Here is a 21199-nt window from a genome sequence, read left to right as displayed (position 1 = left end):
TTAAGCCGCGTCGCATTGCTGTTCTGCCAGATCGCGGCGCAGGTCGCGCAAGCGGTGACTCAAGCGCTCGCGCTGTGCTTCATCGCTGTTGCTCAACAGCTGGCTGAACAGCGTGGCCAGCGCCTGGCGTGAGCGGCCATAACTGGCGCGGTACTCGTCGCTGTAGAAGCTCTCGCGTTGCTGCAGCAGGCGGGTTACTCGTTCGGCGAAGTCTGCGCTATCGCGTTCGGCGACCACCTTGCGCAGTTCGACCTGCCACAGTTGCCGATTTTCCAGCCACAGGCGGTTCTGCTCACCGAGGCTGTTGGCCCAGGTGGCGATATGCTCAGTTTGTGCAGTGTTCAGGCGGCCGAGCCAAGGCCGCAGGCGTTCCTGCATACGCGTTTGGCGTTCGCTGATCTGGGTGGCCAGCGGCGGATCGAGAAAGTCCTGGCGATCTTCCAGGTTGTCTTCATCCATCGCGGCGTAAAGCTCGCGGACCTGCTGTTCGCTCAGGCCCTGCAGCAACTCGATGGCGGTGGGGGTGATCTCGACGCCGATGCGGTTGAGCGCGGCATCGAACTGGGCAAATTGCTCAAGCAGCTGAGCGCTGTCGGGTTGCGGCTGGGCGAGGATGCTTTCGGTGGTTTGCAGCCAGTCGATATAGCGCGGCAATTCGGCGCTGCAATGCCATTGCAGGTGCGTTTGCAAGCGGGGTTTGAGCCAGGCCTGCTGCTGACTGTCGAGGTTCAGGTAATCGTTCAGCCGCCAGGGCACCAGCCAATCCAGGTTGCGGTACGCCAGGCCGGCACGGCTGCAGGCGCTAATCAGCAGGCTCAGGCAGATCAACAGCAGCAGGGTTTTCACGGCGGGCCAACGCAGTACGCTCATAAAGGATGCCTCGATGGTGAGGGCCTGAGAGTACCGCCGTCGCCTGCGGCTGGGTGGCTACAGACATATCTGTTAAACAAAAACTGCTGTTTTGCAGGCAAAAAAGAGCCCGCGCTAGGCGGGCTAAACGTGGTCGTTGTAATCGCATCAGCTGCGTTGCCAGAGCCTGAATAACGGCTCGGCGAGAAACATCACCAGAAACAGCCGCAGCACCTGCAGGGCCGTGACCAATGCCACCGAGAGGTGCAGGGCTTCTGCGGTCAGGCACAGCTCGGTAATGCCGCCGGGCATCATGCCGAGCATCAGTGCATTCTGGTTTTCCCCGGCCAGCCAGCCCAGACCTTGGCCCAACGCGGCGGCCGCGAGCATAGCGAGCAGGCAGAACAGCAGAATGCGCGCGAGAAACCCCGGTGCGCTGCGAAAGAAGTGTCGGTCGAAGTGACAACCCAGGGCGCAGCCGATCAGCCATTGACCGGTCTGGCCGAGGCCATCGGGCAAGCCCAGGTGCAGATCGAAGCTGACACTGGCTACGGCGCAGACAGTCAGCGGGCCGAGCATCCACGGGTTGGGTTGACCCAAACGTCCCCATAACCAGGCCAGCAGCGCGCCACCGGGCAGCAGTACCGCCAGCCAGGTCCAACTTACCGCTGCAGGTGCGGGTGGTGCGATGGGCGGCAGGCTCCAGGTGAAGATTGCCGGAATCAGCAATACCACCAGCAGTAATCGCAGGCTGTGGGCGGCGGCCACCTTGGCGGTTTCGGCGTTGTGCCGTTGCGCCAGGTTGACCATCTCGCTGGCACCACCCGGCATGCTGGCGAAGAACGCAGTGGCGCGATCCAGGCCGGCGCGGCGTAGCACGACAATACCGATCAGGCTGAGCAGCAGGGTGAGCAGGGCGCCGAGCAGAATCACGCCGAAGTGGCTGAGCAGTTGGCCGAATACTTCACTGGTGAAATGCAGGCCGATGGCGCTGGACACCAGCCACTGGCCGGTCTTGCGTCCGCCCGGCAGCTCGGTGATCAGCCAGCCGCTACAACGTGCGGCGATCACTGCCAGCAGCGAGCCGATGATCCACGGCAAAGGCCAGCCGATCAGGCTGGCCAGATAGCCGCCTGACAAGCCGACCAGGGGCGTGGCCCACCAGCTTTGCCAGCCGGTGAGCATGTGCAACTTAGGCATTGGCCAGTTGCGCCGCACGGCGCGAACGCCACCAGCGCAGACCTGGCAGGGCCAGCATCAGTGCGGTGAGTGCCCACAGGCACAGGCTGATCGGACTGCCCCAGAGGATGTTCAGGTCGCCGGCGGAGATCGACAGGGCGCGGCGCAGGTTGTCTTCCATCAGCTCGCCTAGAACGAAGCCGAGGATCAGTGCCGACAGCGGGAAGTCCAGCTTGCGCAGTATGTAGCCGAATACGCCGAGGCCGATCATCAACACCAGGTCGAAGGTGGTGCTGTGCACCGCGTAAACGCCGACCATGCTGATCACGGTGATCGCCGGCACAAGCACCCAGTTGGGCACGCTGAGCATGCGGGCGAACAGGCCAACCAGTGGAATGTTCATCACCAGCAGGATCACGTTGCCGATAAACAGCGAGGCGATCAGGCCCCAGACCACGTCTGGCTGCTGTTCGAACAGCAGCGGGCCGGGGGTGATGTTGTACAGCGTCAGTGCGCCGATCATTACTGCCGTGGTGCCGGAACCCGGTACGCCGAGGGTCAGCATGGGGATCAGCGAGCCGCAGGCCGAGGCGTTGTTGGCCGCTTCCGGCGCCGCCAGACCGCGCAGGTCGCCGTCGCCGAACTTGCCGTTCGGGCCGGCCATGCGTTTTTCCGTCATATAGGTCATGGCGCTGGCGATGGTCGCGCCGGCACCTGGCAGAACGCCGATGACAAAGCCGGCCACGGCGCTACGCACCATGGTCCAGAAGGTGAAGCAGAACTCTTTAAAGTTGAACAGCAGGCGGCCGCTGGCCTTCACGGCTTTCTGGCCGTTGTGGGTTTTTTCCAGCATCAGCAGCACTTCACTGACGCTGAAGAAGCCGATTACCACGATGACGAACTGGATGCCGTCCGACAGGCTGACGCTGCCGAAGGTGAAGCGATACACGCCGGTGGTCGAGTCCACGCCAACGGTGGCCAGGGCCAGACCGATCAACGCAGCCATCAGGGTTTTAACCGGTTTGTCGCCGACCATGCCGCCGAGGCAGGCGATGGCGAAAATCATCAGCACAAAGTACTCGGCCGGGCCGAAGGCCACCGCCCAGTTGGCCAGGATTGGCGCGAACAGCACCACGCCGCAGGTGGCGATCATGCTGCCGATAAACGAGCTGACGGCCGACAGCGACAGGGCGATCCCGGCCTTGCCCTGGCGGGCGAGTGGGTAGCCGTCGAGGGTGGTCATCACCGCCGCAGCGTCGCCCGGTACGTTGAGCAGAATCGCCGAGATACGCCCGCCGTACTCACAGCCCAGGTACACGGCAGCGAGCAGAATCAGTGCGGTTTCCGGTGACAGGCCGAGGGCAAAGGCCAGTGGCAGCAGCAGCGCTACGCCATTGATTGGGCCCAGGCCCGGCAACAGGCCGACGATGGTGCCGACAAAGGCACCGAATAAGGCTACCAGCAGGTTTTCCGGTCGCGTGGCGACTTCGAAGCCTTGCATCAAGAAATTCAGGGTTTCCATTTTCAGCTCTCCACAAAGGCTTCGAACAGGCCGAGGGGCAGCGGCACATCCAACAGGTAATCAAACAGGCCATACAGCAGCACACCCATCAGCACGGCGCTGATGGCGCAGGGTAGCGGGCGACCGGTGAACAGCAGGCCAAGGGCGAAGGTCGCCAGCGTTGTGCTGATGACAAAGCCGAGCACTTCGAACAGCAGCGCGTAAGCCAGCAGCGCCAGTACACACAGCACCGCACGTACGGCTGCGCGGGTATTCAGCGTCTGCTCCAGCAAGCCGGGCTTGATCACCAGCCACAGGCTGCCAGCTGACATGAGGCTGAGCAGCAGCAACGGGTAGGCGCGCGGCCCGACCGGGTCATAGGCGAAGGGTGCCTGGAAGCCCCAGGCGATGACGGCGAGAACGGCGCAAAACAGCAGCCAGCTCGCGGCGAACAGGCGAACGTACATGGAGGATTACCTCAGAACTTGGGCATCTAAAGCCTGCTCCCAGTGGGAGGAGGTTAGGGGAGGGGTTTGGGTGGTGCGGTTTATCACTGCCACCCCTCACCCCGACCCTCTCCCGCCTGGGGGAGGGTGGTGCTGGTGTTATTGCATCAGGCCGAACTCGCCAGCCAGCGCCTTGTATTCCTCAACTTGCTTGAAGACCAAGGCTTTCAGCTCGTCACCAGTGACTGACAGCGGCAGCAGGTCGCGCTGTTCACGCAGGGTGGCAAAGTCTTCACGGGCAAGCAGGCTGTCGAACTGCTGTTTCCACCAGTTGTACTGCTCGTCCGTCACCTCTGGGCCCATGTAGAAGCCGCGGATTACCGGCCAGACGATGTCGTAGCCCTGTTCCTTGGCTGTGGGGATATCGGCCAGTTTGCCTGGCAGACGCTCTTCGGAGAGCACGGCAAGGATGCGCACTTTCTTCGCCGCCAACTGCGGGGTGACTTCTCCCAGGCCGCTGCTGGTGACCTGAACATGGCCACCGAGCATGGCAGTTAGGGTTTCGCCGCCGCCTTCAAAGGCCACGTAACGCAGGTTTTTCGGGTCGATCCCGGCCAGGCGGGCGATCAGCGCGGTCTGCATCCAGTCCTGGCCGCCGATGGTGGCGCCAGCGCCGAAGACGATGCTGGTCGGGTCTTTCTTCAGAGCTTGGACCAGATCGTCCAGGCTCTGGTAAGGCGAGTCGGCACGTACGGTGATGGCGCCGTAGTCGGTGCCCACTGCGGCCAGCCAGCGCACGCCGGTTTCGTCGTAACGGCCGAACTTGCCTTGCGCCAGGTTGAGCAAGGATCCGCTGGAGAACGCGGTGATGGTGCCCGGATCATCGGCACGCTGGGCGATCACCGCGTTGTAGGCCACCGCGCCGACGCCGCCGGGCATATAGGTGACGCGCATTGGTGCTTTCAGCAGGCCGCTGTCTTTCAGGCCGCTCTGCGCCAGTTTGCAGGTCAGGTCGAAACCGCCGCCGGGCTTGGCCGGGGCGATGCATTCCGGGCGTTTCGGTTCGGCGGCCAGCAACTGGCCGGCAAAGGCCATACAGGCGGTGGCCAGGGCGATGCGGGTAAAGGCAGTTTTCATGGGGTATTCCTCTGATCTCTTATTGTGGATTACCAGATCGGCAGCGTGTAGCCGACGATGACGCGGTTCTCGTCCGCATCGCGGGCGAAGTCGGATTTGAAGCTGGCGTTACGTAGGCGTACGTAGACATCTTTCAGCGGCCCGCTCTGCACCACGTACTTGACCTCGATGTCGCGCTCCCACTCGCCGCCGGTGTCATCAGTGCCAGCGATTTGCGCGTCGCTGCCTTTGATGTAACGGGTCATAAAGCTCAGGCCGGGAACGCCGAGCTTGCCGAAGTCGTAGTCATAACGGGCCTGCCAGGAGCGCTGGTCGGCGTTGGCGAAGTCGTTGATCTGCACGAAGTTGACCAGGAACGGGTCGCTGCCATCGATGTAGGCATAACCGGTGTCGCCGCTCATGTCCTGAAAGCCCAGGCCCAGTTTGTGACCGTTGATGCCGTAGGTGAGCATGGCGTTGAAGGCGCGGTTGTCGATCTTGCCGGCATTGGAGGCGCCGCTGTCCTTGCTCAGCATCATCCGTACATCAGCGCTCAGGGTGCCGCTGCCCAGCGGTTGGCTGGCGAGCAGGCCGAAGAAATGCTGGCGGTAGATGTCGTCGAGGTCGGCGAAGTAATAACGCCCGGTCAGGCCCTTGGCGAACTCATAGTCGAGGCCCATCAGGTCCAGATGATCCGCCGTGATACCTGCGGCGAAGCGGCGGTTCTTGCTGTTGAGGATCAGCTCTTCGGAGTTGGTCGAGGCGCGGTCGATGACTTTATCCAGGCGCCCGCCGGTAAAGGTCAGACCGTCAAGTTCGCTGGAGGTCAGCAGGCCGCCTTCGAACACCTGCGGCAGCAGGCGGCTGTCGCTGGCCTTGACCACCGGCAGCTCTGGCACGTGCGAGCCGTAGCGCAGCTCGGTATTGGAGACCTTGACCTTGGCTGTCAGGCCCAGGCGACCGAATTGGTCCGGGGTGCCGCCATCGTCTTGTACGGGGAGCAGGTCGGTGCCGGTGCGGCCGCCGCCGGAATCCAGTTTGACCCCAACCAGACCCAGGGCATCAAGGCCAAAGCCCACGGTGCCTTCGGTGTAGCCGGACTGGACGTCGAGCCAGAAACCCTGGCCCCACTCTTCACGCTTGTTCTGCTGGCTGCTGGTGCCTTCGCGGAAATCACGATTGAGGTAGATATTGGTGGTGGTCAGGCTGGCTTTGCTGTCAGCCACAAAATCGGCGTGTGCAGCGGGGGCAAGTAGGGCGGTGGCGATTGCCAGGCTAAGCAGGTGAGCAGGCGCAAGCGCCTGATGAGATGCAGTCGGCATCCTGTGGTCTCCATTGTTGTTTTTGTCACGGCTGCGCACCACTGCGTCAGTCGTTCAGGTCGGTGGATCGAGCCACCTGAAACCGATGCTAGGGGGTCAAGCTTTCACCAGGCTTTCAGTTTGAAAGAAAGTCGCTGGGGCATTCGCAGCGGCCTCTGCGCCGTTACACTGGGCACATAACAACAAGTTCGTGGAGTGCTACTAACGTGCGAGTCCTACTGGTCGAGGACCATCTGCCCCTGGCTGAAAGCGTGGCTCAGGCCCTGCGTGGCATCGGGCTTAATGTGGACATGCTGCATGACGGCGTGGCGGCTGATCTGGCCTTGAGCAGTGAGGATTACGCCCTGGCGATTCTCGATATCGGCCTGCCGCGCCTGGACGGTTTTCAGGTGCTGGCGCGTTTGCGTGAGCGCGGCAATACCCTGCCGGTGCTGATGCTCACCGCCCGTGGTGAGGTTAAGGATCGCGTGCATGGTCTTAATCTCGGTGCCGATGATTACCTGGCCAAACCCTTTGAAGTGACTGAACTGGAAGCACGGGTCAAGGCACTGCTGCGCCGCACTGTGCTCGGTGGCGAGCGCCAGCAACGCTGCGGCAACCTGCTGTATGACCTGGATACCCGGCGCTTTACCCTTGCCGATGCTCTGCTGACCCTGACCTCCCGCGAACAGGCGGTGCTGGAGGCGATGATTGCTCGGCCTGGGCGGGTGATGAGCAAGGAGCAGTTGGCCGCTCAGGTGTTTGGTCTGGATGAAGAGGCCAGCAGTGACGCCATTGAAATTTACGTCCATCGCCTGCGCAAAAAGCTCGAGGGGAGCGGGGTGCGCATCGTCACCTTCCGTGGGCTGGGCTATTTGTTGGAGGCTGTTGGTGACTGAGCATCACCCGCTTGAAAACCACGAACCGGGCAGCCTGCGCGGACGGCTGATCCGCCGCTTGGCGGTGTTGCTGGCGTTGATTCTGCTGGTCAGCAGTCTAAGCGCTTACTGGAGCGCTCGGCATGCCGCCGATACTGCCTACGACCGCACCTTGCTGGCTTCGGCGCGGGCGGTTGCCGACGGCTTGTACACCACCGCCGAGCGCTTGAATGCCAACGTGCCGTATGTGGCACTAGACACCTTTGCCTATGACAGTGCAGGGCGCATCTACTACCAGGTGTTGGATGTGCAGGGCGCGCTGGTGTCGGGTTATGAAGACCTGCCGCCGCCGCCGGCCCATATCAAGCGCACAGAGGATTATCCGGCGTTGGCGCGTTTCTACGATGCCGAGTTTCGTGAGCAGGGTGTGCGGGTGGTCAGCCTGCTGCAGCCGGTCAGTGAGCCGGGCCTTAACGGCGTGGCGGAAATCCGTGTGGCGGAAACCCAGGGTGCGCGTGAGCGCATGGCCCGCGAGCTGTTGCTCGGCACCTTGCTGCGCATGGGCGTGCTGTCGCTGAGTGCGTTGCTGTTGGTGTGGCTGGCGGTAAGCGCTGCGCTGCGCCCTCTGGAAGCCTTGCGCCGCAGTGTGGCGGCGCGCACCAGTGATGATCTGCAGCCGCTGTCGAATCTCGGCATGCCACGTGAACTGCGGCCATTGATCGATGCGCTGAACCAGTTCAATGACCGGCTGCGCAATCTGTTCGAGCGTCAGTCACAATTTATTGCCGATGCCTCTCACGAGCTGCGTACGCCCTTGGCCGCGCTCAAGGCGCGGGTTGAGTTAGGGCTGCGCGCGCAGGAACCCTCGATCTGGCGCAGCACGCTGGAAGAGGCCGCGCTGAATACCGACAAACTGACCCATCTGGCCAATCAGCTGCTTTCACTGGCACGTATCGAAAGTGGTGCCCGGGCCATTGCTGAAGGCGGCGCGCAGCGTCTGGATCTCAGCCAACTGGCGCGTGAACTGGGCATGGCGCTGGCACCACTGGCCCATGCACGGGGGATTGCGCTGGCACTGGAGGCAGAGCAGGCGGTATGGGTCAGTGGCGAGCCGACGCTGCTCAACGAGCTGCTGTGCAACCTGTTGGATAACGCCTTGGCGCACACCGCTGCCGGCGGCAATGTGATCCTGCGGGTATTGCCGACTGGGGTGCTGGAGGTCGAAGACGACGGCCCGGGAATCCCGCTAGAAGAGCATGAGCGGGTGTTTGCGCGCTTCTATCGGCGCAGTAACAAGGGCTCTGGGGCCGGCTTGGGTTTGGCGATTGTCGGTGAAATCTGCCGGGCGCATCAGGCTGAGATCAGCCTGCACCAGGCGCAGCCTCACGGTCTGTTGGTGCGCGTCGAGTTTGCCGGCGTAGACGTCTGACTCAGGGCGCGAGGCTGAGTGGCTGCTGGATTTCCAGCAGGTACTGGGTAACCTTGCCGCTTTCGCGCAGTTGCGCCAGGCCTTGGTTGAAGCGGGCGATCAGCTCGGCATTGCCGGGTACTTCCCGCGAGAGCAGCAGGTGCAGGCTGTCGCTGCGTAGGGGCTTGGGGTGAAAGCTCAGTTGCGCGCGCTCGGCTGCGCTGAAGTGCTGATGCAGCATGTCGAAGCCGACCACCTTGTCCATCGGAAACAGATCGACGCGGCCGGCAATCAGTTGGCGAAAGGCGGTTTCATCACTGGTCACCCGATTGACCCGCAATTGTCCGCTGGCTTCGGCTTGCTGAAAGGCCGCGCCATAGTCATAGCCGCGGGTGCCGACCAGGCGTCGACCTTGCAGGTCGCCAATCTGTTGCCAGTCAAAGCTGTAGCCCTTGCGGTGGAACAGGTAGTAACCGCTTTCCACCACCGGGTCACTGATAAAGAACTTTTCTTCACGCTCACTGCTGTGCAGCCAGACCGCGCTGCCATCGCGTTTGCCGCGCTCGGCCAGTTGCAGCGAGCGTGCCCAGGGGTGGAATTCCCAGGTCACCTCAACTCCCTGCAGGGCAAAGGCTTCGGCGACGATGCGTGATGCGACGCCCTTATGCGGCAGCTGTTCTCCCAGATAAGGCGGCCATTCACCGTTGGTCAGGCGCACAGATTCTGCAGCAGTCAGGCTGCCGCAGAACAAGCTGAATAGAAGGGGTAGCAGCAGTAGGCGCATGAACCGAATGCCAAATACGGGGACTGCGTTCAGTCTAGTTGCATTCGGTTGCATGCGTTTGCAGGAAGGTTACTGAAGCATGCTCATGGCCGCTTCCATGGCGGCGGAAAGGTCTTCGTCTTCGTTCAGGTTCTGGTTTGGATCAAGGCCCAGTTTGGCGAACGCCGGGATCTGGCTCCAGTCCAGTTTGGTGTAGGGGTGTTCGCTGCCAATGTAACTCTGCAAGGTAGCGACCTGGACGATATCGACATAGTCGACTTTGGCACTGTCACGGGTGAAGTCCAGGTATTGGCTGGGCACCATGGCAATCAGTTCAGGAAAGTCCCAGGTGCGCAGGATCTTGTCGCCGATGATTGGGTGGATCTGCTCAATCACGTGGTTGAGGCTGATCGAGTCAGCCAGTAGCTCGCTGTGATCTTCGGCGTACGTGAGGATCGGCAGCACGCCGATCTGATGCACCAGGCCGGCGAGGGTGGCCTGGTCGGGCAGTAGGCGCGTGTAGTGCTTGCACAGCACGTGGCAGATGCCGGCGATTTCCGTGCTTTTATTCCACACTTCACGCATTTTGCGGTCAACCACGTCGCTGGTGGCCTGGAACATCTGCTCCATGGCCAGGCCCGTGGCCAGGTTGCAGGTGTAATTGATGCCGAGGCGACCGACGGCCATCTGCAGGTCGGTGATTTCCTTGTTGGTGCGCAGCAACGGGCTGTTCACCACCTTGATGATGCGCGCGGTCAGGGCGGCATCGTTGCCAATCACTTTGCTCAGTTGCGGGATGCTGATATCCGGATCCTCAGCCGCCTCGCGGACTTTCAGCGCGACCTCCGGCAGAGTCGGCAGGACCAGCTCATCATTGTCGATGGCCTGGGTCAGTTCCTTTTGGACTTTCTCGGCAAGCTTGCTCATGGGCAATTCTCTTTGGCGTTCAAGCAATAGTGATAAGTGTAGTCAGGGCTTAGCGCTGTATTTCGCGGTCTGAATCCAGTGTATACGGCAAATCGAGCACGCTCAGCGTGCGGCCCTCAGCAGAACCCAGGTGAATAACGCCATTCAGTGCGGCTTCGTCCTGTAACACTGCAAGCAACTCGACGCCGTCTGGGGTGCGTGCGGCCAGTACCACTTCACCCACGCTGGAAGTGTGCGTCGGCGAGAACAGCAGCGTAGCGGGCTCGGGCACCTGGCTGTCATGCAGCGCCAGGCGATACAGGCGGCGCTTGAGTTTGCCCAGGTACTGCATGCGCGCGACGATTTCCTGGCCGGTGTAGCAGCCTTTTTTGAAGCTGACGCCGCCCACTGCCTGCAGGTTGATCATCTGCGGGATAAACAGCTCGCGGGTGCTGCCCACGACCTGGCCGATGCCCGCACGGACTTGCGCAAGCAGCCAATCATTTAGCGGCGCTTCCGGCAGTTGGCTGGCCACTTGTGCCTGTACGGCTGTGGCCTGGCCAGCGGGTATCCACAGTTCAGCGCGGCCGTCGCTCAAGCGCAGAGCCAGTAAATCATCGCGACGAGCGACGCTGTCGACGGTCGTTGCGAGCTCTAAACCGAGGCTGCGCAGGATGTCATCGGCACCGTTCAGGCCGATGCGCAGCCAGTCCTGGCTTTCGTCGGTGAGCTTGGATTTGCTGAAAACGGCGTATTTCTTCAGGTCAGTCAGTTGCGCATCCAGCAAATCACTGGCCATTGCCAGCAAATAACCGTCACTCACGCTGAGGATGCGAAAGCTCGATTGCATGCGGCCCTTGGGGGTGCAGCGCGCGCCCAGGCTGGAATAGCTGTCGCTCAGGTAGTTGAGGTTGCAGGTGACTTGACCCTGGAGGAACTTGTTGGCGTCGGGGCCGCGCACGGCGAGGACGCCTTCGTGGCTGAGGATGCAATAAAACGCGGTATCGGCCATGGTGGATTAGGTATCGCTGGATAAAAGTTAGGGGGCTCATCATAGAGCGCCCCTCGCGCCTTGTCAGCGCTTGCGCTTGACTCGTTTCAGGGAATAACAGCCGGCTGGCCGCGTACGGTCAATAGATGTGCATTTCCTCGTATACTGCGTGCCGTAATTTGTTGCATGTCATGTATGGCGGCCACCCTTCGGGGTCGTCGCTGTGCGACGCTAAAAATGGTGTTTAGCCATTTTCAAGGAGCTGATCCGTGGTTGAAGAAGTAGAGCTCAATCGTCTTTTCTGGCACAGCCGTCGCGGCATGCTGGAGCTGGATGTGTTGCTGGTGCCGTTTGTTCGCGAGGTCTATCCGCACCTTGATGAGGCTGATCGCGAGCGTTATCGCAAGCTGCTGGAGTGTGAGGACCAGGATATGTTTGGCTGGTTTATGCAGCGCAGCGAGCCTGAAGATGCGGATCTCAAGCTCATGGTTCGGATGATTTTGGACCGTGTTCAGCCCAAGTGATGCCTTCGAGTGCCAGTGGCAGCCTTCTCGGCAGCTACTGGCCTGCTATGCCCTGATTCAAGGGTTGGCGCTGCTCAGTCTGGCACTGGTGGATATGCCAAGTTGGGGGCGCTTGCTCGGCGTGGGCTTCTGTTTCGCCCACGCTGCCTGGGTAGTGCCACGGCATTTGCTGTTGAGTGTGCCGCAGGCCTTTCGAGGGCTGCGTTACACGGCTGAGGGTTGGCAGGTGCACTGCATGGCGCAGGGTTGGCAGGCTATTGAGCTGCATCCGGATAGCCTGGCGTTACCGTTGATTATGTTGTTGCGCTTTCGTCTGGTCGGGCAGCGCCAGGTGCGTTCGGTCTGCATCGCCCGCGACAGTCTGGCGCGGGATCAGCACCGCCGCTTAAGGGTGCGGCTTAAATTCAGTCGCCATAGGTGGGCGGTAGCAGAATAGTGTCCTTGGCTTCAGTCAGTTGATGCGGGTAGTCCAGGGTGTAGTGCAGACCACGGCTTTCATGGCGCAGCATGGCTGAGCGGATCATCAGTTCGGCAACCTGCGCCAAGTTACGCAGCTCGATGAGGTCACGACTGACTTTGTAGTTGCTGTAGAACTCGTGAATTTCATCAAGCAGCAGCCGTACGCGGTGTTCGGCCCGTTGCAGGCGCTTGTTGGTGCGCACGATGCCGACGTAATCCCACATAAAACGCCGCAGCTCATCCCAGTTGTGCGCAATGATCACGTCTTCGTCCGAGTCAGTTACCTGGCTAGCATCCCAACCGGGAAGGGCGCTTGGCATGCTGACGTGCTCCAGTTGGGCGAGAATGTTCTCGGCCGCTGAGCGGGCGTAGACGAAGCATTCCAGCAGCGAATTGCTGGCCATACGGTTGGCCCCATGCAGGCCGGTAAAGCTGGTTTCGCCAATCGCATACAAGCCGGGGATATCGGTGCAGCCGCTCTGGTCTACGAGCACGCCGCCGCAGGTGTAGTGCGCCGCCGGTACAACGGGGATCGGCTCTTTGGTGATGTCGATGCCGAAGTCCAGGCAGCGCTCATACACGGTAGGGAAGTGCGATTTCACAAAGTCAGCCGGTTTGTGGCTGATGTCGAGGAATACGCAGTCGATACCCAGGCGCTTCATTTCGTGGTCGATTGCGCGGGCGACGATATCCCGCGGCGCCAGTTCGGCCCGTTCATCGAAGCGCGGCATAAAACGTTCGCCGTTAGGTAGTTTGAGCAGTGCGCCCTCGCCACGTAGCGCTTCGGTGACCAGAAAGCTCTTGGCTTTTGGGTGGTACAGGCAGGTCGGATGGAACTGATTGAATTCCAGGTTGCCGACTCGACAGCCGGCACGCCAGGCCATGGCGATGCCATCGCCACAGGCGCCATCCGGGTTGCTGGTGTAGAGATAAACCTTGGCCGCACCGCCCGTGGCGAGAATCACAAAGCGTGCGCTGAAGGTGTCGACCTCGCCGCTGGCGCGGTTGAGCACGTAAGCGCCCAGGCAGCGCTGGCCTTCCAGACCGAGTTTGCGCTCGGTGATCAGATCAACAGCGACACGCTGCTCCAGCAGTTCGATGTTGCTGCGCTGGCGTGTCTGCTCCAGCAATGTGTTGAAGATCGCTGCGCCGGTTGCGTCGGCTGCATGGATGATACGTCGGTGGCTGTGGCCGCCTTCACGGGTCAAGTGAAATTCGAAACCGCCGTCTTCGCGGGCGTGTTCATCGTCGCGGGTAAAGGGTACGCCTTGGTCGATCAGCCACTGGATGGCTTCACGGCTGTGCTCCACGGTAAAACGCACTGCGTCTTCGCGGCACAGGCCGCCTCCGGCATTGAGGGTGTCTTCGACATGCGACTCGACGGTATCGGTATCATCCAGTACCGCGGCTACGCCGCCTTGCGCCCAGTAGGTCGAGCCGTTGGACAGGTTGCCCTTGCTCAGTACGGCAATGCGCAGGTGCTCAGGCAGCGTGAGTGCCAGCGTCAGGCCGGCGGCACCGCTGCCGATGACCAGAACGTCGTGTTGGTAATGTTGGCTCATGTCCGAATTCCGCGAAAAGCGAGCTCTAGTATATAGAGGGGGTGAGCGTCACAATAGCCAGCTTATGACCAAGTGCGTTACTCGGGAACTTTTTAAGTATTTCGGGTTCCATAGGCGGTTATTTACATGGGAAATCGCCTGTGTCGGACGGCTTTGTAACGGGCCTGAGATTTTGGCCTTGCCGCCGGGTGATCCAGACTACGAGCGCAGCAGTGGAACCCCTTTGCTGCGCTGTTCCGTGCAGGGCTTTTAAGTGTTCTGCAGGAAGCTTGTTTGAAGGAGAGAACTTTTGCGCAATACCCAAGTCTACTTTGGCAGACCGAGTAAAGGGTTGGCGTTTCACTCCTTCAGACCCTATGAGGAGTTTTCATGCTAACCCAGGAAGATGATCAGCAGCTGGTCGAGCGCGTGCAGCGTGGCGACAAGCGTGCGTTTGATCTATTAGTGCTCAAGTATCAGCACAAGATTCTCGGGTTGATCGTGCGTTTTGTGCATGACACCCATGAGGCGCAGGACGTGGCGCAGGAGGCCTTCGTAAAGGCATATCGGGCCCTTGGTAATTTTCGGGGCGACAGTGCGTTCTATACGTGGTTGTACCGTATTGCCATCAACACGGCTAAGAACCATCTGGTGTCGCGTGGTCGACGCCCGCCAGACAGTGATGTAAGTGCTGAGGATGCCGAGTTCTATGATGGTGACCATGCACTCAAGGACATCGAATCGCCGGAGCGCGCACTGTTGCGCGATGAGATCGAAGCCACCGTACACCGCAGTATTGAGCAGTTGCCGGAAGATTTACGTACAGCGCTAACCTTGCGTGAATTTGATGGTCTGAGTTATGAGGACATTGCCAGCGTCATGCAATGTCCAGTCGGCACCGTGCGCTCGCGAATTTTTCGAGCACGTGAAGCCATTGATCGATCCCTGCAGCCGTTGCTGCAGGAAACCTGAGACAGCGGCGTCAGCCAAGAGAGGAACCGCCATGAGTCGTGAAACCCTGCAGGAATCGCTGTCCGCGGTGATGGATAACCAAGCGGATGAACTTGAACTAAGGCGCGTGCTGGCAGCCAGTGATGACCCTGAGCTGCGCGCAACCTGGTCGCGTTATCAGCTTGCTCGCGCGGTCATGCACAAAGAGCTGCTTGAGCCGCGTCTGGATATTGCCGCAGCTGTATCCGCGGCCCTGGCTGATGATGTTGCTCCGGTTGCGCAACAAGTACAGCGCGGCTCTTGGCGCACTGTAGGTCGCCTGGCTGTTGCAGCTTCGGTTACCGTGGCAGTGCTTGCGGGTGTGCGTTTTTACAACCAGGACGACATCACCGGTGCCCAGTTGGCGCAGCAATCCAGTCAGCCGGTGTTGAACATTCCTCAGGTCAGTGGGCCGGCAATGCTGGCTGGGTTTAATACCTCTGATGAACAAGCTGCCCCTGCAGCGAGCGCCGTCGGTCAAGGTCAGCCGGGTTGGCATGAGCAGCGTTTGCCGTCCTACTTACGTCAGCATGCGCAGCAGGCTGCCATGAGTACCAGTGAAGGTGCGCTGCCTTATGCTCGCGCAGCCAGTTTGGAAGGCCGTTGACGGTCTGTTGTTAAGGAATCGCATGCGCTTTATTCCTTTTGGCGTTTTGTTGCTGGGCAGCTTGCTGGCTCTGCCGGCTGCTGCCGATGAAGGCTCTGTAATGCTGCAGCGCTTGGCCGACGCTGAGCGTACTCTGAGTTTTCAGGGCACCTTTGTCTATGAACGCAATGGCAGCTTTTCGACGCACAGCATCTGGCATCAGGCTGGTGAGGGCGTTGCTCTGCGTGAGCGACTGCTGCAGCTGGATGGTTCCGCGCAAGAGGTAGTGCGTGTCGAGGGCCAGGTTCAGTGCGCCAGTGGTGCGTTGGCTGACCAGCTGATCGACAGTCAGCTATGGCCTGCTCGAGCCTTAAATGCCGAGCAGCTGAGTGCGTGGTATGAGTTGCGAGTGCTCGGTAAGTCCCGTGTGGCTGGGCGAGCGACTGATGTGTTGGCACTGGTGCCGCGCGACCAACATCGCTATGGCATTGAGCTGCACCTGGATCAGCAGACGGGTTTGCCGCTCAAATCCTTGCTGGTGAATGACAAGGGGCAGTTGCTTGAGCGCCTCCAGTTTACTCAGCTAGAAACGGACGCCCCCGTACCCTCGAACCTTGAGCCCAGTGCTGGGTGTCGCCCTGTGCGTTTGGCTCCTTCTCAGGCTCAGTCGGCTGAAGCGTGGCGCTCTGACTGGCTGCCGCCGGGCTTCAGCTTGAGTTCGGTCACTCAGCGCCGCAGTCCTGCATCCGATGAGCTCGTTGCCTGTCAGGTGTATGGCGATGGTTTGGCGCGTTTTTCCGTGTTTATGGAGCCCTTGCGCGGCGAAGCTGTTGAGGATGTACGTACTCAGCTGGGCCCTACAGTGGCTGTTTCGCGTCGATTGAAGACCAATGATGGTGACGTAATGGTTACCGTGGTTGGCGAAATTCCGCTGGGCACCGCTGAGCGAGTGGCCTTGTCCATGCGTTCGCTTGGCGAGGTGGCGCAGTGATTGAGGAGCAGGGGCGGGTCGTGGCTGTTGAGCCTGGCGCTGTCTGGGTCGAAACCCTGCGTAAAAGCACCTGCTCCAGTTGTTCCGTTAAAGCCGGTTGTGGTCAGGGCTTGCTTGAGCAGCTTGGGGCAAGCGGTCGTCGTGGTTATGTGCGTGCGTTGTCTGATCTGCAGCTGAATATTGGCGATGCGGTGGTTATCGGCGTGCGCGAAGACCTGTTAGTGCGTGGTTCACTGCTGGTTTATCTGTTGCCTTTGCTCGGGTTGTTTACCACGGCTGTGCTAGCTGAACAGGCGGGCTGGAGCGAGCCTTGGGTAATACTCAGTGCGCTGTTCGGTTTTCTCTTTGCTTGTTGTGCGGTGCGTTGGCGCAGCCGTGTTACGGCTGGTGATCCTGCGTTGCAACCTGTGGTGTTGCGTGCATTGCTTGGTGGTGCCGCCGCTGCGTTCTAAGACTTTTGCTGGCCTGATGGGGAGTTATATGTCGAAGCCTGGTCTGAAATCTTCATTTACCGCGTTATTGGCCGTGCTGCTGATGGGGCATGCGCTTTTTGCTCAGGCGAGCCTGCCGGATTTTACCGAGCTGGTTGAGCAGGCATCACCGGCGGTGGTCAATATCAGTACCCGGCAGAAGATGCCGGATCGCGCGGTGGCTGGCAGTGGCCAGCTCAATGTGCCCGATCTGGAGGGCTTGCCGCCGATGTTTCGCGAGTTCTTCGAGCGTAATATTCCGCAGATGCCACGTGCGCCTGGCGGTGGCCGTCAGCGTGAAGCCCAGTCGCTGGGCTCGGGCTTTATCATTTCCGCTGATGGCTACGTGCTGACCAATAACCATGTGATCGCCGATGCCGATGAAATCATCGTGCGCCTGTCTGATCGCAGTGAACTGGAAGCAAAACTGGTTGGTACCGACCCGCGCAGCGATGTTGCGCTGCTCAAGGTTGAGGGCGAAGGTCTGCCCACCGTCAAACTGGGTAAATCGGAGGAGTTAAAGGTCGGTGAGTGGGTGTTGGCAATTGGTTCACCCTTTGGTTTTGATCACTCGGTGACGGCTGGGATCGTCAGTGCCAAGGGTCGCAGTCTGCCGAACGAGAGCTATGTGCCGTTTATCCAGACGGATGTGGCGATCAATCCAGGTAACTCTGGCGGCCCACTGTTCAACTTGGCCGGTGAAGTGGTGGGTATCAACTCGCAGATTTTCACCCGTTCCGGTGGCTTTATGGGGCTGTCATTTGCCATTCCTATGAGTGTGGCGATGGATGTGGCAGAACAGCTCAAGGCTGAGGGTAAGGTCAGTCGCGGCTGGCTGGGTGTGGTGATTCAGGAAGTGAACAAGGACCTGGCTGAGTCGTTTGGCCTGGATAAACCGGCTGGTGCGCTGGTGGCGCAGGTGCTGGAGGAAGGGCCCGCTGCCAAAGGCGGCTTGCAGGTCGGCGATGTGATTCTCAGTCTCGACGGTAAGCCGATCATTATGTCCGCCGATCTGCCGCACTTGGTCGGTGCGCTGAAGCCTGGTGCAAGTGCTGAGCTGGATGTGGTACGCGATGGTGCGCGCAAAAAGCTGAAAGTGAGCATCGGTGCGTTACCTGAAGACGGTGAGGCCTTGGCGGGTACAGCTGAGCCCGGTGTTGAGCGCAGCAGTAATCGTTTGGGTGTCAAAGTGGTTGAGCTGACTGCTGAGCAGCAGAAGAGCCTCGACCTCAAAGGTGGCGTGGCGATTTCTGAAGTTCAGGATGGGCCCGCGGCGCTGATTGGCTTGCGTCCGGGGGATGTAATTACTCACTTGAACAATCAGGCTATTAATTCGGCCAAGACGTTTACTGAGGTGGCGCAGGCGCTGCCGAAGAACCGTTCGGTGTCGATGCGTGTGCTGCGTCAGGGGCGCGCCAGCTTTATCACCTTCAAACTGGCCGATTAACCAGGTATGCAGGTTACAAAGGGCGACTTCGGTCGCCCTTTTACATCGTACAGTCGTGTGGCCTTGATGACGTGCAAGGTGGCATTCGGGTAGACTTGGCGGCTATTTTCGGCGGGCAGTCGCCTGCGACCTTTTTGAGTGTTGATCCGTGAGTGATTTGAGTCATATCCGCAATTTCTCCATCATCGCCCACATTGACCACGGCAAGTCGACCTTGGCCGACCGGTTTATCCAGATGTGTGGCGGCCTTGCCGACCGTGAAATGGAAGCCCAGGTGCTGGACTCCATGGATCTGGAGCGCGAGCGCGGGATCACCATCAAGGCACACAGCGTTACCCTGTATTACAAGGCTAAAGACGGCATCACCTACCAGCTGAACTTCATCGATACCCCTGGGCATGTCGACTTCACCTATGAAGTCAGCCGCTCTCTTGCTGCTTGCGAAGGCGCGCTGCTGGTGGTCGATGCCGGTCAGGGCGTGGAGGCGCAGTCGGTCGCCAACTGTTACACCGCGATCGAGCAGGGCCTTGAGGTCATGCCGGTACTGAATAAAATCGACTTGCCTCAGGCCGACCCGGACCGGGTCAAGGAAGAAATCGAGAAAATCATTGGCATTGATGCCACTGACGCCGTGACCTGCAGTGCCAAAACAGGTTTGGGTGTTGATGAAGTACTTGAGCGTCTGGTGCACACGATCCCGGCACCGACCGGTGACATAGAGGCGCCATTGCAAGCGCTGATCATCGACTCCTGGTTCGATAATTACCTCGGTGTGGTTTCCCTGGTGCGCGTTCGCCACGGTCGAATCAAGAAAGGTGACAAAGTGCTGGTGAAGTCCACCGGCAAGATCCACCTGGTCGATAGCGTTGGCGTGTTTAACCCTAAGCACACCGCCACTGCTGACCTGAAAGCTGGTGAAGTGGGCTTTATTATCGCCAGTATCAAGGATATTCACGGCGCACCGGTGGGGGATACCCTGACCCTGGCCGCGACGCCGAATGTCGAAGTACTGCCTGGTTTCAAACGTATTCAGCCGCAGGTCTATGCAGGCCTGTTTCCGGTCAGTTCCGACGATTTCGAAGATTTCCGGGATGCGTTGCAGAAGCTGACCCTGAACGATTCGTCACTGCAATATTCGCCGGAAAGCTCAGATGCACTGGGCTTTGGCTTCCGTTGTGGCTTCCTTGGCATGCTGCACATGGAAATCATCCAGGAGCGTCTTGAGCGCGAATACGACCTGGATCTGATCACCACTGCACCGAGTGTGATTTTCGAAGTGGTGCTCAAAACGGGCGAGACGATCTACGTCGATAACCCGTCTAAATTGCCGGATATCTCCTCGGTCGAGGACTTCCGTGAGCCGATCGTACAAGCCACCATTCTTGTGCCTCAGGAGCACCTGGGTAATGTGATTACCCTGTGTATCGAAAAACGCGGTGTGCAGCGCGATATGCAGTTCCTTGGTTCTCAGGTTCAGGTTCGCTATGACCTGCCGATGAACGAAGTGGTGCTCGACTTCTTTGACCGTCTGAAATCCACTAGTCGCGGTTATGCCTCGCTCGACTACCATTTTGATCGCTACCAGTCGGCCAACCTGGTCAAGCTGGATGTGTTGATCAACGGTGACAAGGTGGATGCCCTGGCCCTGATCGTGCACAAGGACAACGCCCACTATAAAGGTCGCGCGTTGACCGAGAAGATGAAAGAGCTGATCCCCCGGCAAATGTTCGATGTGGCCATTCAGGCTGCAATCGGTGGGCAAATCGTTGCGCGGACCACGGTCAAGGCGCTGCGCAAAAACGTATTGGCCAAGTGCTACGGTGGTGATGTCAGCCGTAAACGCAAGCTGCTCGAAAAGCAGAAGGCCGGTAAGAAACGCATGAAGCAAGTGGGTAACGTGGAAATTCCACAGGAAGCCTTCCTTGCAGTGCTCAGGTTGGATAGTTAAGGGCCTATGTCGATCAATTTCCCGCTGTTACTGGTTATCGCCGTTGCCGTTTGTGGCGCGTTGGCGTTGTTTGACCTGATCTTTCTGGCCCCGCGCCGGCGAGCCGCTATCAGCACCTACCACGGTCAGGTCAGTGAACCTGATGAGGCGGTAGTGGAACGCTTGAACAAAGAGCCGTTACTGGTGGAATACGGTAAGTCGTTCTTCCCGGTGCTGGCCATCGTGCTGGTGCTGCGTTCGTTTCTGGTTGAACCGTTCCAGATTCCTTCTGGCTCGATGAAGCCGACTCTGGAAGTGGGCGATTTCATCCTGGTCAACAAGTTCGCTTATGGCATTCGCCTGCCGGTGCTGGACACCAAGGTGATTGAAGTAGGTGATCCGCAGCGTGGCGATGTGATGGTATTTCGTTACCCGAGTGATCCGAATATCAATTACATCAAGCGAGTAGTGGGTTTGGCCGGTGACCGTATTGTCTACAGCAGCGACAAACGTCTGACCATCAACGGTGAACTTGTTGCGCAGCAGCTGATTGGTGACGAGCCGGGTAGCCTGGGCAGCGCTAAGTTGTACAACGAAAAACTGGGCGAGGCCGAGCACCAGATTCGTAAAGAAATGCAGCGTTATCGCGTTGAGCCGGGTCGCGAGTGGGTGGTGCCGCAAGGGCATTACTTCATGATGGGGGACAACCGCGATAACTCCAATGACAGCCGTTACTGGAATGACCCTGCCATATCCAAGCCGCTACTGGGCATGGTGCCGGATCAAAATATCGTCGGTAAAGCGTTTGCCATCTGGATGAGCTGGCCAGACCCGAAGTCGCGCAACCTGCCCAACTTCTCTCGCGTCGGCCTGATTCACTGACCTGCTGGCTAATTTGCGACGCTGTTAAATGCAGCGTTGCAGGC

Annotated in this window: 21 protein-coding genes; 11 read left to right on the top strand and 10 right to left on the bottom strand. The window is 59.7% G+C overall.

The window, feature by feature from the left end:
* The 6 genes from ALTER154_RS14265 to ALTER154_RS14240 form a co-directional block, all read right to left on the bottom strand.
* A complete protein-coding gene (locus ALTER154_RS14265; RefSeq protein ID WP_160088000.1) occupies positions 1-870 on the bottom strand; it encodes a DUF6279 family lipoprotein in 870 nt (289 codons plus the stop codon).
* Positions 871-1017: 147 nt separating this feature from the next.
* On the bottom strand, positions 1018-2049 hold the full coding sequence (locus tag ALTER154_RS14260) for an AbrB family transcriptional regulator (protein ID WP_256665637.1): 1032 nt from the start codon (positions 2047-2049) through the stop codon (positions 1018-1020).
* A complete protein-coding gene (locus ALTER154_RS14255) occupies positions 2042-3550 on the bottom strand; it encodes a tripartite tricarboxylate transporter permease (protein WP_160087998.1) in 1509 nt (502 codons plus the stop codon). The genes ALTER154_RS14260 and ALTER154_RS14255 overlap by 8 nt, the downstream gene beginning before the upstream one ends.
* 2 nt (positions 3551-3552) lie before the next feature.
* Positions 3553-3996 carry a tripartite tricarboxylate transporter TctB family protein gene (locus ALTER154_RS14250; protein ID WP_160087996.1) on the bottom strand — a complete coding sequence of 148 codons (444 nt, stop codon included), beginning with the start codon at positions 3994-3996 and terminating at the stop codon, positions 3553-3555.
* Between the two features lie 138 nt (positions 3997-4134).
* Positions 4135-5112, bottom strand: a complete 978-nt coding sequence (locus ALTER154_RS14245) for a tripartite tricarboxylate transporter substrate binding protein (protein ID WP_160087994.1) — start codon at positions 5110-5112, stop codon at positions 4135-4137.
* A 29-nt stretch (positions 5113-5141) separates the two neighbouring features.
* Complete coding sequence (locus ALTER154_RS14240) at positions 5142-6413, bottom strand: OprD family porin (RefSeq protein WP_160087992.1); 1272 nt, start codon at positions 6411-6413, stop codon at positions 5142-5144.
* A gap of 206 nt (positions 6414-6619) precedes the next feature.
* Here ALTER154_RS14240 and ALTER154_RS14235 point away from each other — a divergent pair, with 206 nt between their 5' ends.
* Positions 6620-7291, top strand: coding sequence for a response regulator (locus ALTER154_RS14235; protein ID WP_160087990.1), 672 nt, complete (start codon positions 6620-6622; stop codon positions 7289-7291).
* Positions 7284-8699, top strand: coding sequence for a sensor histidine kinase (locus tag ALTER154_RS14230; RefSeq protein ID WP_160087988.1), 1416 nt, complete (start codon positions 7284-7286; stop codon positions 8697-8699). The genes ALTER154_RS14235 and ALTER154_RS14230 overlap by 8 nt, the downstream gene beginning before the upstream one ends.
* Position 8700: 1 nt before the next feature.
* On the opposite strand, the gene ALTER154_RS14225 is transcribed toward ALTER154_RS14230, so the two are convergent.
* From ALTER154_RS14225 to ALTER154_RS14215, 3 genes are all read right to left on the bottom strand, one after another.
* Positions 8701-9462, bottom strand: coding sequence for an ABC transporter substrate-binding protein (locus tag ALTER154_RS14225; RefSeq protein WP_090251986.1), 762 nt, complete (start codon positions 9460-9462; stop codon positions 8701-8703).
* 69 nt (positions 9463-9531) lie between these two features.
* The gene (locus ALTER154_RS14220) at positions 9532-10368 is read right to left on the bottom strand and encodes an HDOD domain-containing protein (RefSeq protein WP_090251989.1); all 837 of its coding nucleotides are present in this window, start codon (positions 10366-10368) and stop codon (positions 9532-9534) included.
* A gap of 49 nt (positions 10369-10417) precedes the next feature.
* Entirely contained in the window at positions 10418-11359 is a 942-nt protein-coding gene (locus ALTER154_RS14215; RefSeq protein WP_160087986.1) for a folate-binding protein YgfZ, read from the bottom strand.
* Positions 11360-11607: 248 nt separating this feature from the next.
* Here ALTER154_RS14215 and ALTER154_RS14210 point away from each other — a divergent pair, with 248 nt between their 5' ends.
* Both ALTER154_RS14210 and ALTER154_RS14205 read left to right on the top strand, forming a co-directional pair.
* On the top strand, positions 11608-11862 hold the full coding sequence (locus ALTER154_RS14210; RefSeq protein WP_090251995.1) for a succinate dehydrogenase assembly factor 2: 255 nt from the start codon (positions 11608-11610) through the stop codon (positions 11860-11862).
* On the top strand, positions 11846-12298 hold the full coding sequence (locus ALTER154_RS14205) for a protein YgfX (RefSeq protein WP_160087984.1): 453 nt from the start codon (positions 11846-11848) through the stop codon (positions 12296-12298). The genes ALTER154_RS14210 and ALTER154_RS14205 overlap by 17 nt, the downstream gene beginning before the upstream one ends.
* Here ALTER154_RS14205 and nadB read toward each other — a convergent pair.
* Positions 12267-13883, bottom strand: a complete 1617-nt coding sequence (nadB, locus tag ALTER154_RS14200; protein ID WP_090252000.1) for an L-aspartate oxidase — start codon at positions 13881-13883, stop codon at positions 12267-12269. The genes ALTER154_RS14205 and nadB overlap by 32 nt on opposite strands.
* 369 nt (positions 13884-14252) lie before the next feature.
* Here nadB and rpoE point away from each other — a divergent pair, with 369 nt between their 5' ends.
* The 7 genes from rpoE to lepB all read left to right on the top strand — a co-directional run bounded on the left by rpoE (position 14253) and on the right by lepB (position 21155).
* The gene (rpoE, locus tag ALTER154_RS14195; RefSeq protein ID WP_090252003.1) at positions 14253-14834 is read left to right on the top strand and encodes an RNA polymerase sigma factor RpoE; all 582 of its coding nucleotides are present in this window, start codon (positions 14253-14255) and stop codon (positions 14832-14834) included.
* A gap of 31 nt (positions 14835-14865) precedes the next feature.
* A complete protein-coding gene (locus ALTER154_RS14190) occupies positions 14866-15459 on the top strand; it encodes a sigma-E factor negative regulatory protein (RefSeq protein WP_160087982.1) in 594 nt (197 codons plus the stop codon).
* Between the two features lie 22 nt (positions 15460-15481).
* Complete coding sequence (locus tag ALTER154_RS14185; protein ID WP_160087980.1) at positions 15482-16429, top strand: MucB/RseB C-terminal domain-containing protein; 948 nt, start codon at positions 15482-15484, stop codon at positions 16427-16429.
* Positions 16426-16881, top strand: a complete 456-nt coding sequence (locus tag ALTER154_RS14180) for a SoxR reducing system RseC family protein (RefSeq protein WP_160087978.1) — start codon at positions 16426-16428, stop codon at positions 16879-16881. Before ALTER154_RS14185 ends, ALTER154_RS14180 begins: the two co-directional genes overlap by 4 nt.
* An 82-nt stretch (positions 16882-16963) precedes the next feature.
* On the top strand, positions 16964-18346 hold the full coding sequence (locus tag ALTER154_RS14175; RefSeq protein ID WP_372239956.1) for a DegQ family serine endoprotease: 1383 nt from the start codon (positions 16964-16966) through the stop codon (positions 18344-18346).
* A 148-nt stretch (positions 18347-18494) separates the two neighbouring features.
* Positions 18495-20294, top strand: coding sequence for a translation elongation factor 4 (lepA, locus tag ALTER154_RS14170; protein ID WP_090252015.1), 1800 nt, complete (start codon positions 18495-18497; stop codon positions 20292-20294).
* 6 nt (positions 20295-20300) lie between these two features.
* Positions 20301-21155: a signal peptidase I gene (gene lepB / locus ALTER154_RS14165; RefSeq protein WP_160087974.1), complete on the top strand. Its 855-nt coding sequence runs from the start codon at positions 20301-20303 to the stop codon at positions 21153-21155.
* The last annotated feature ends 44 nt before the right edge of the window (positions 21156-21199 follow it).

The organism is Pseudomonas sp. 9AZ (genome assembly GCF_902506525.1).
Taxonomy (GTDB): Bacteria; Pseudomonadota; Gammaproteobacteria; order Pseudomonadales; family Pseudomonadaceae; genus Aquipseudomonas; species Aquipseudomonas peli.
Note: the sequence above shows the minus strand (reverse complement) of the source record. Positions and strands in the feature narration are given on the sequence as shown.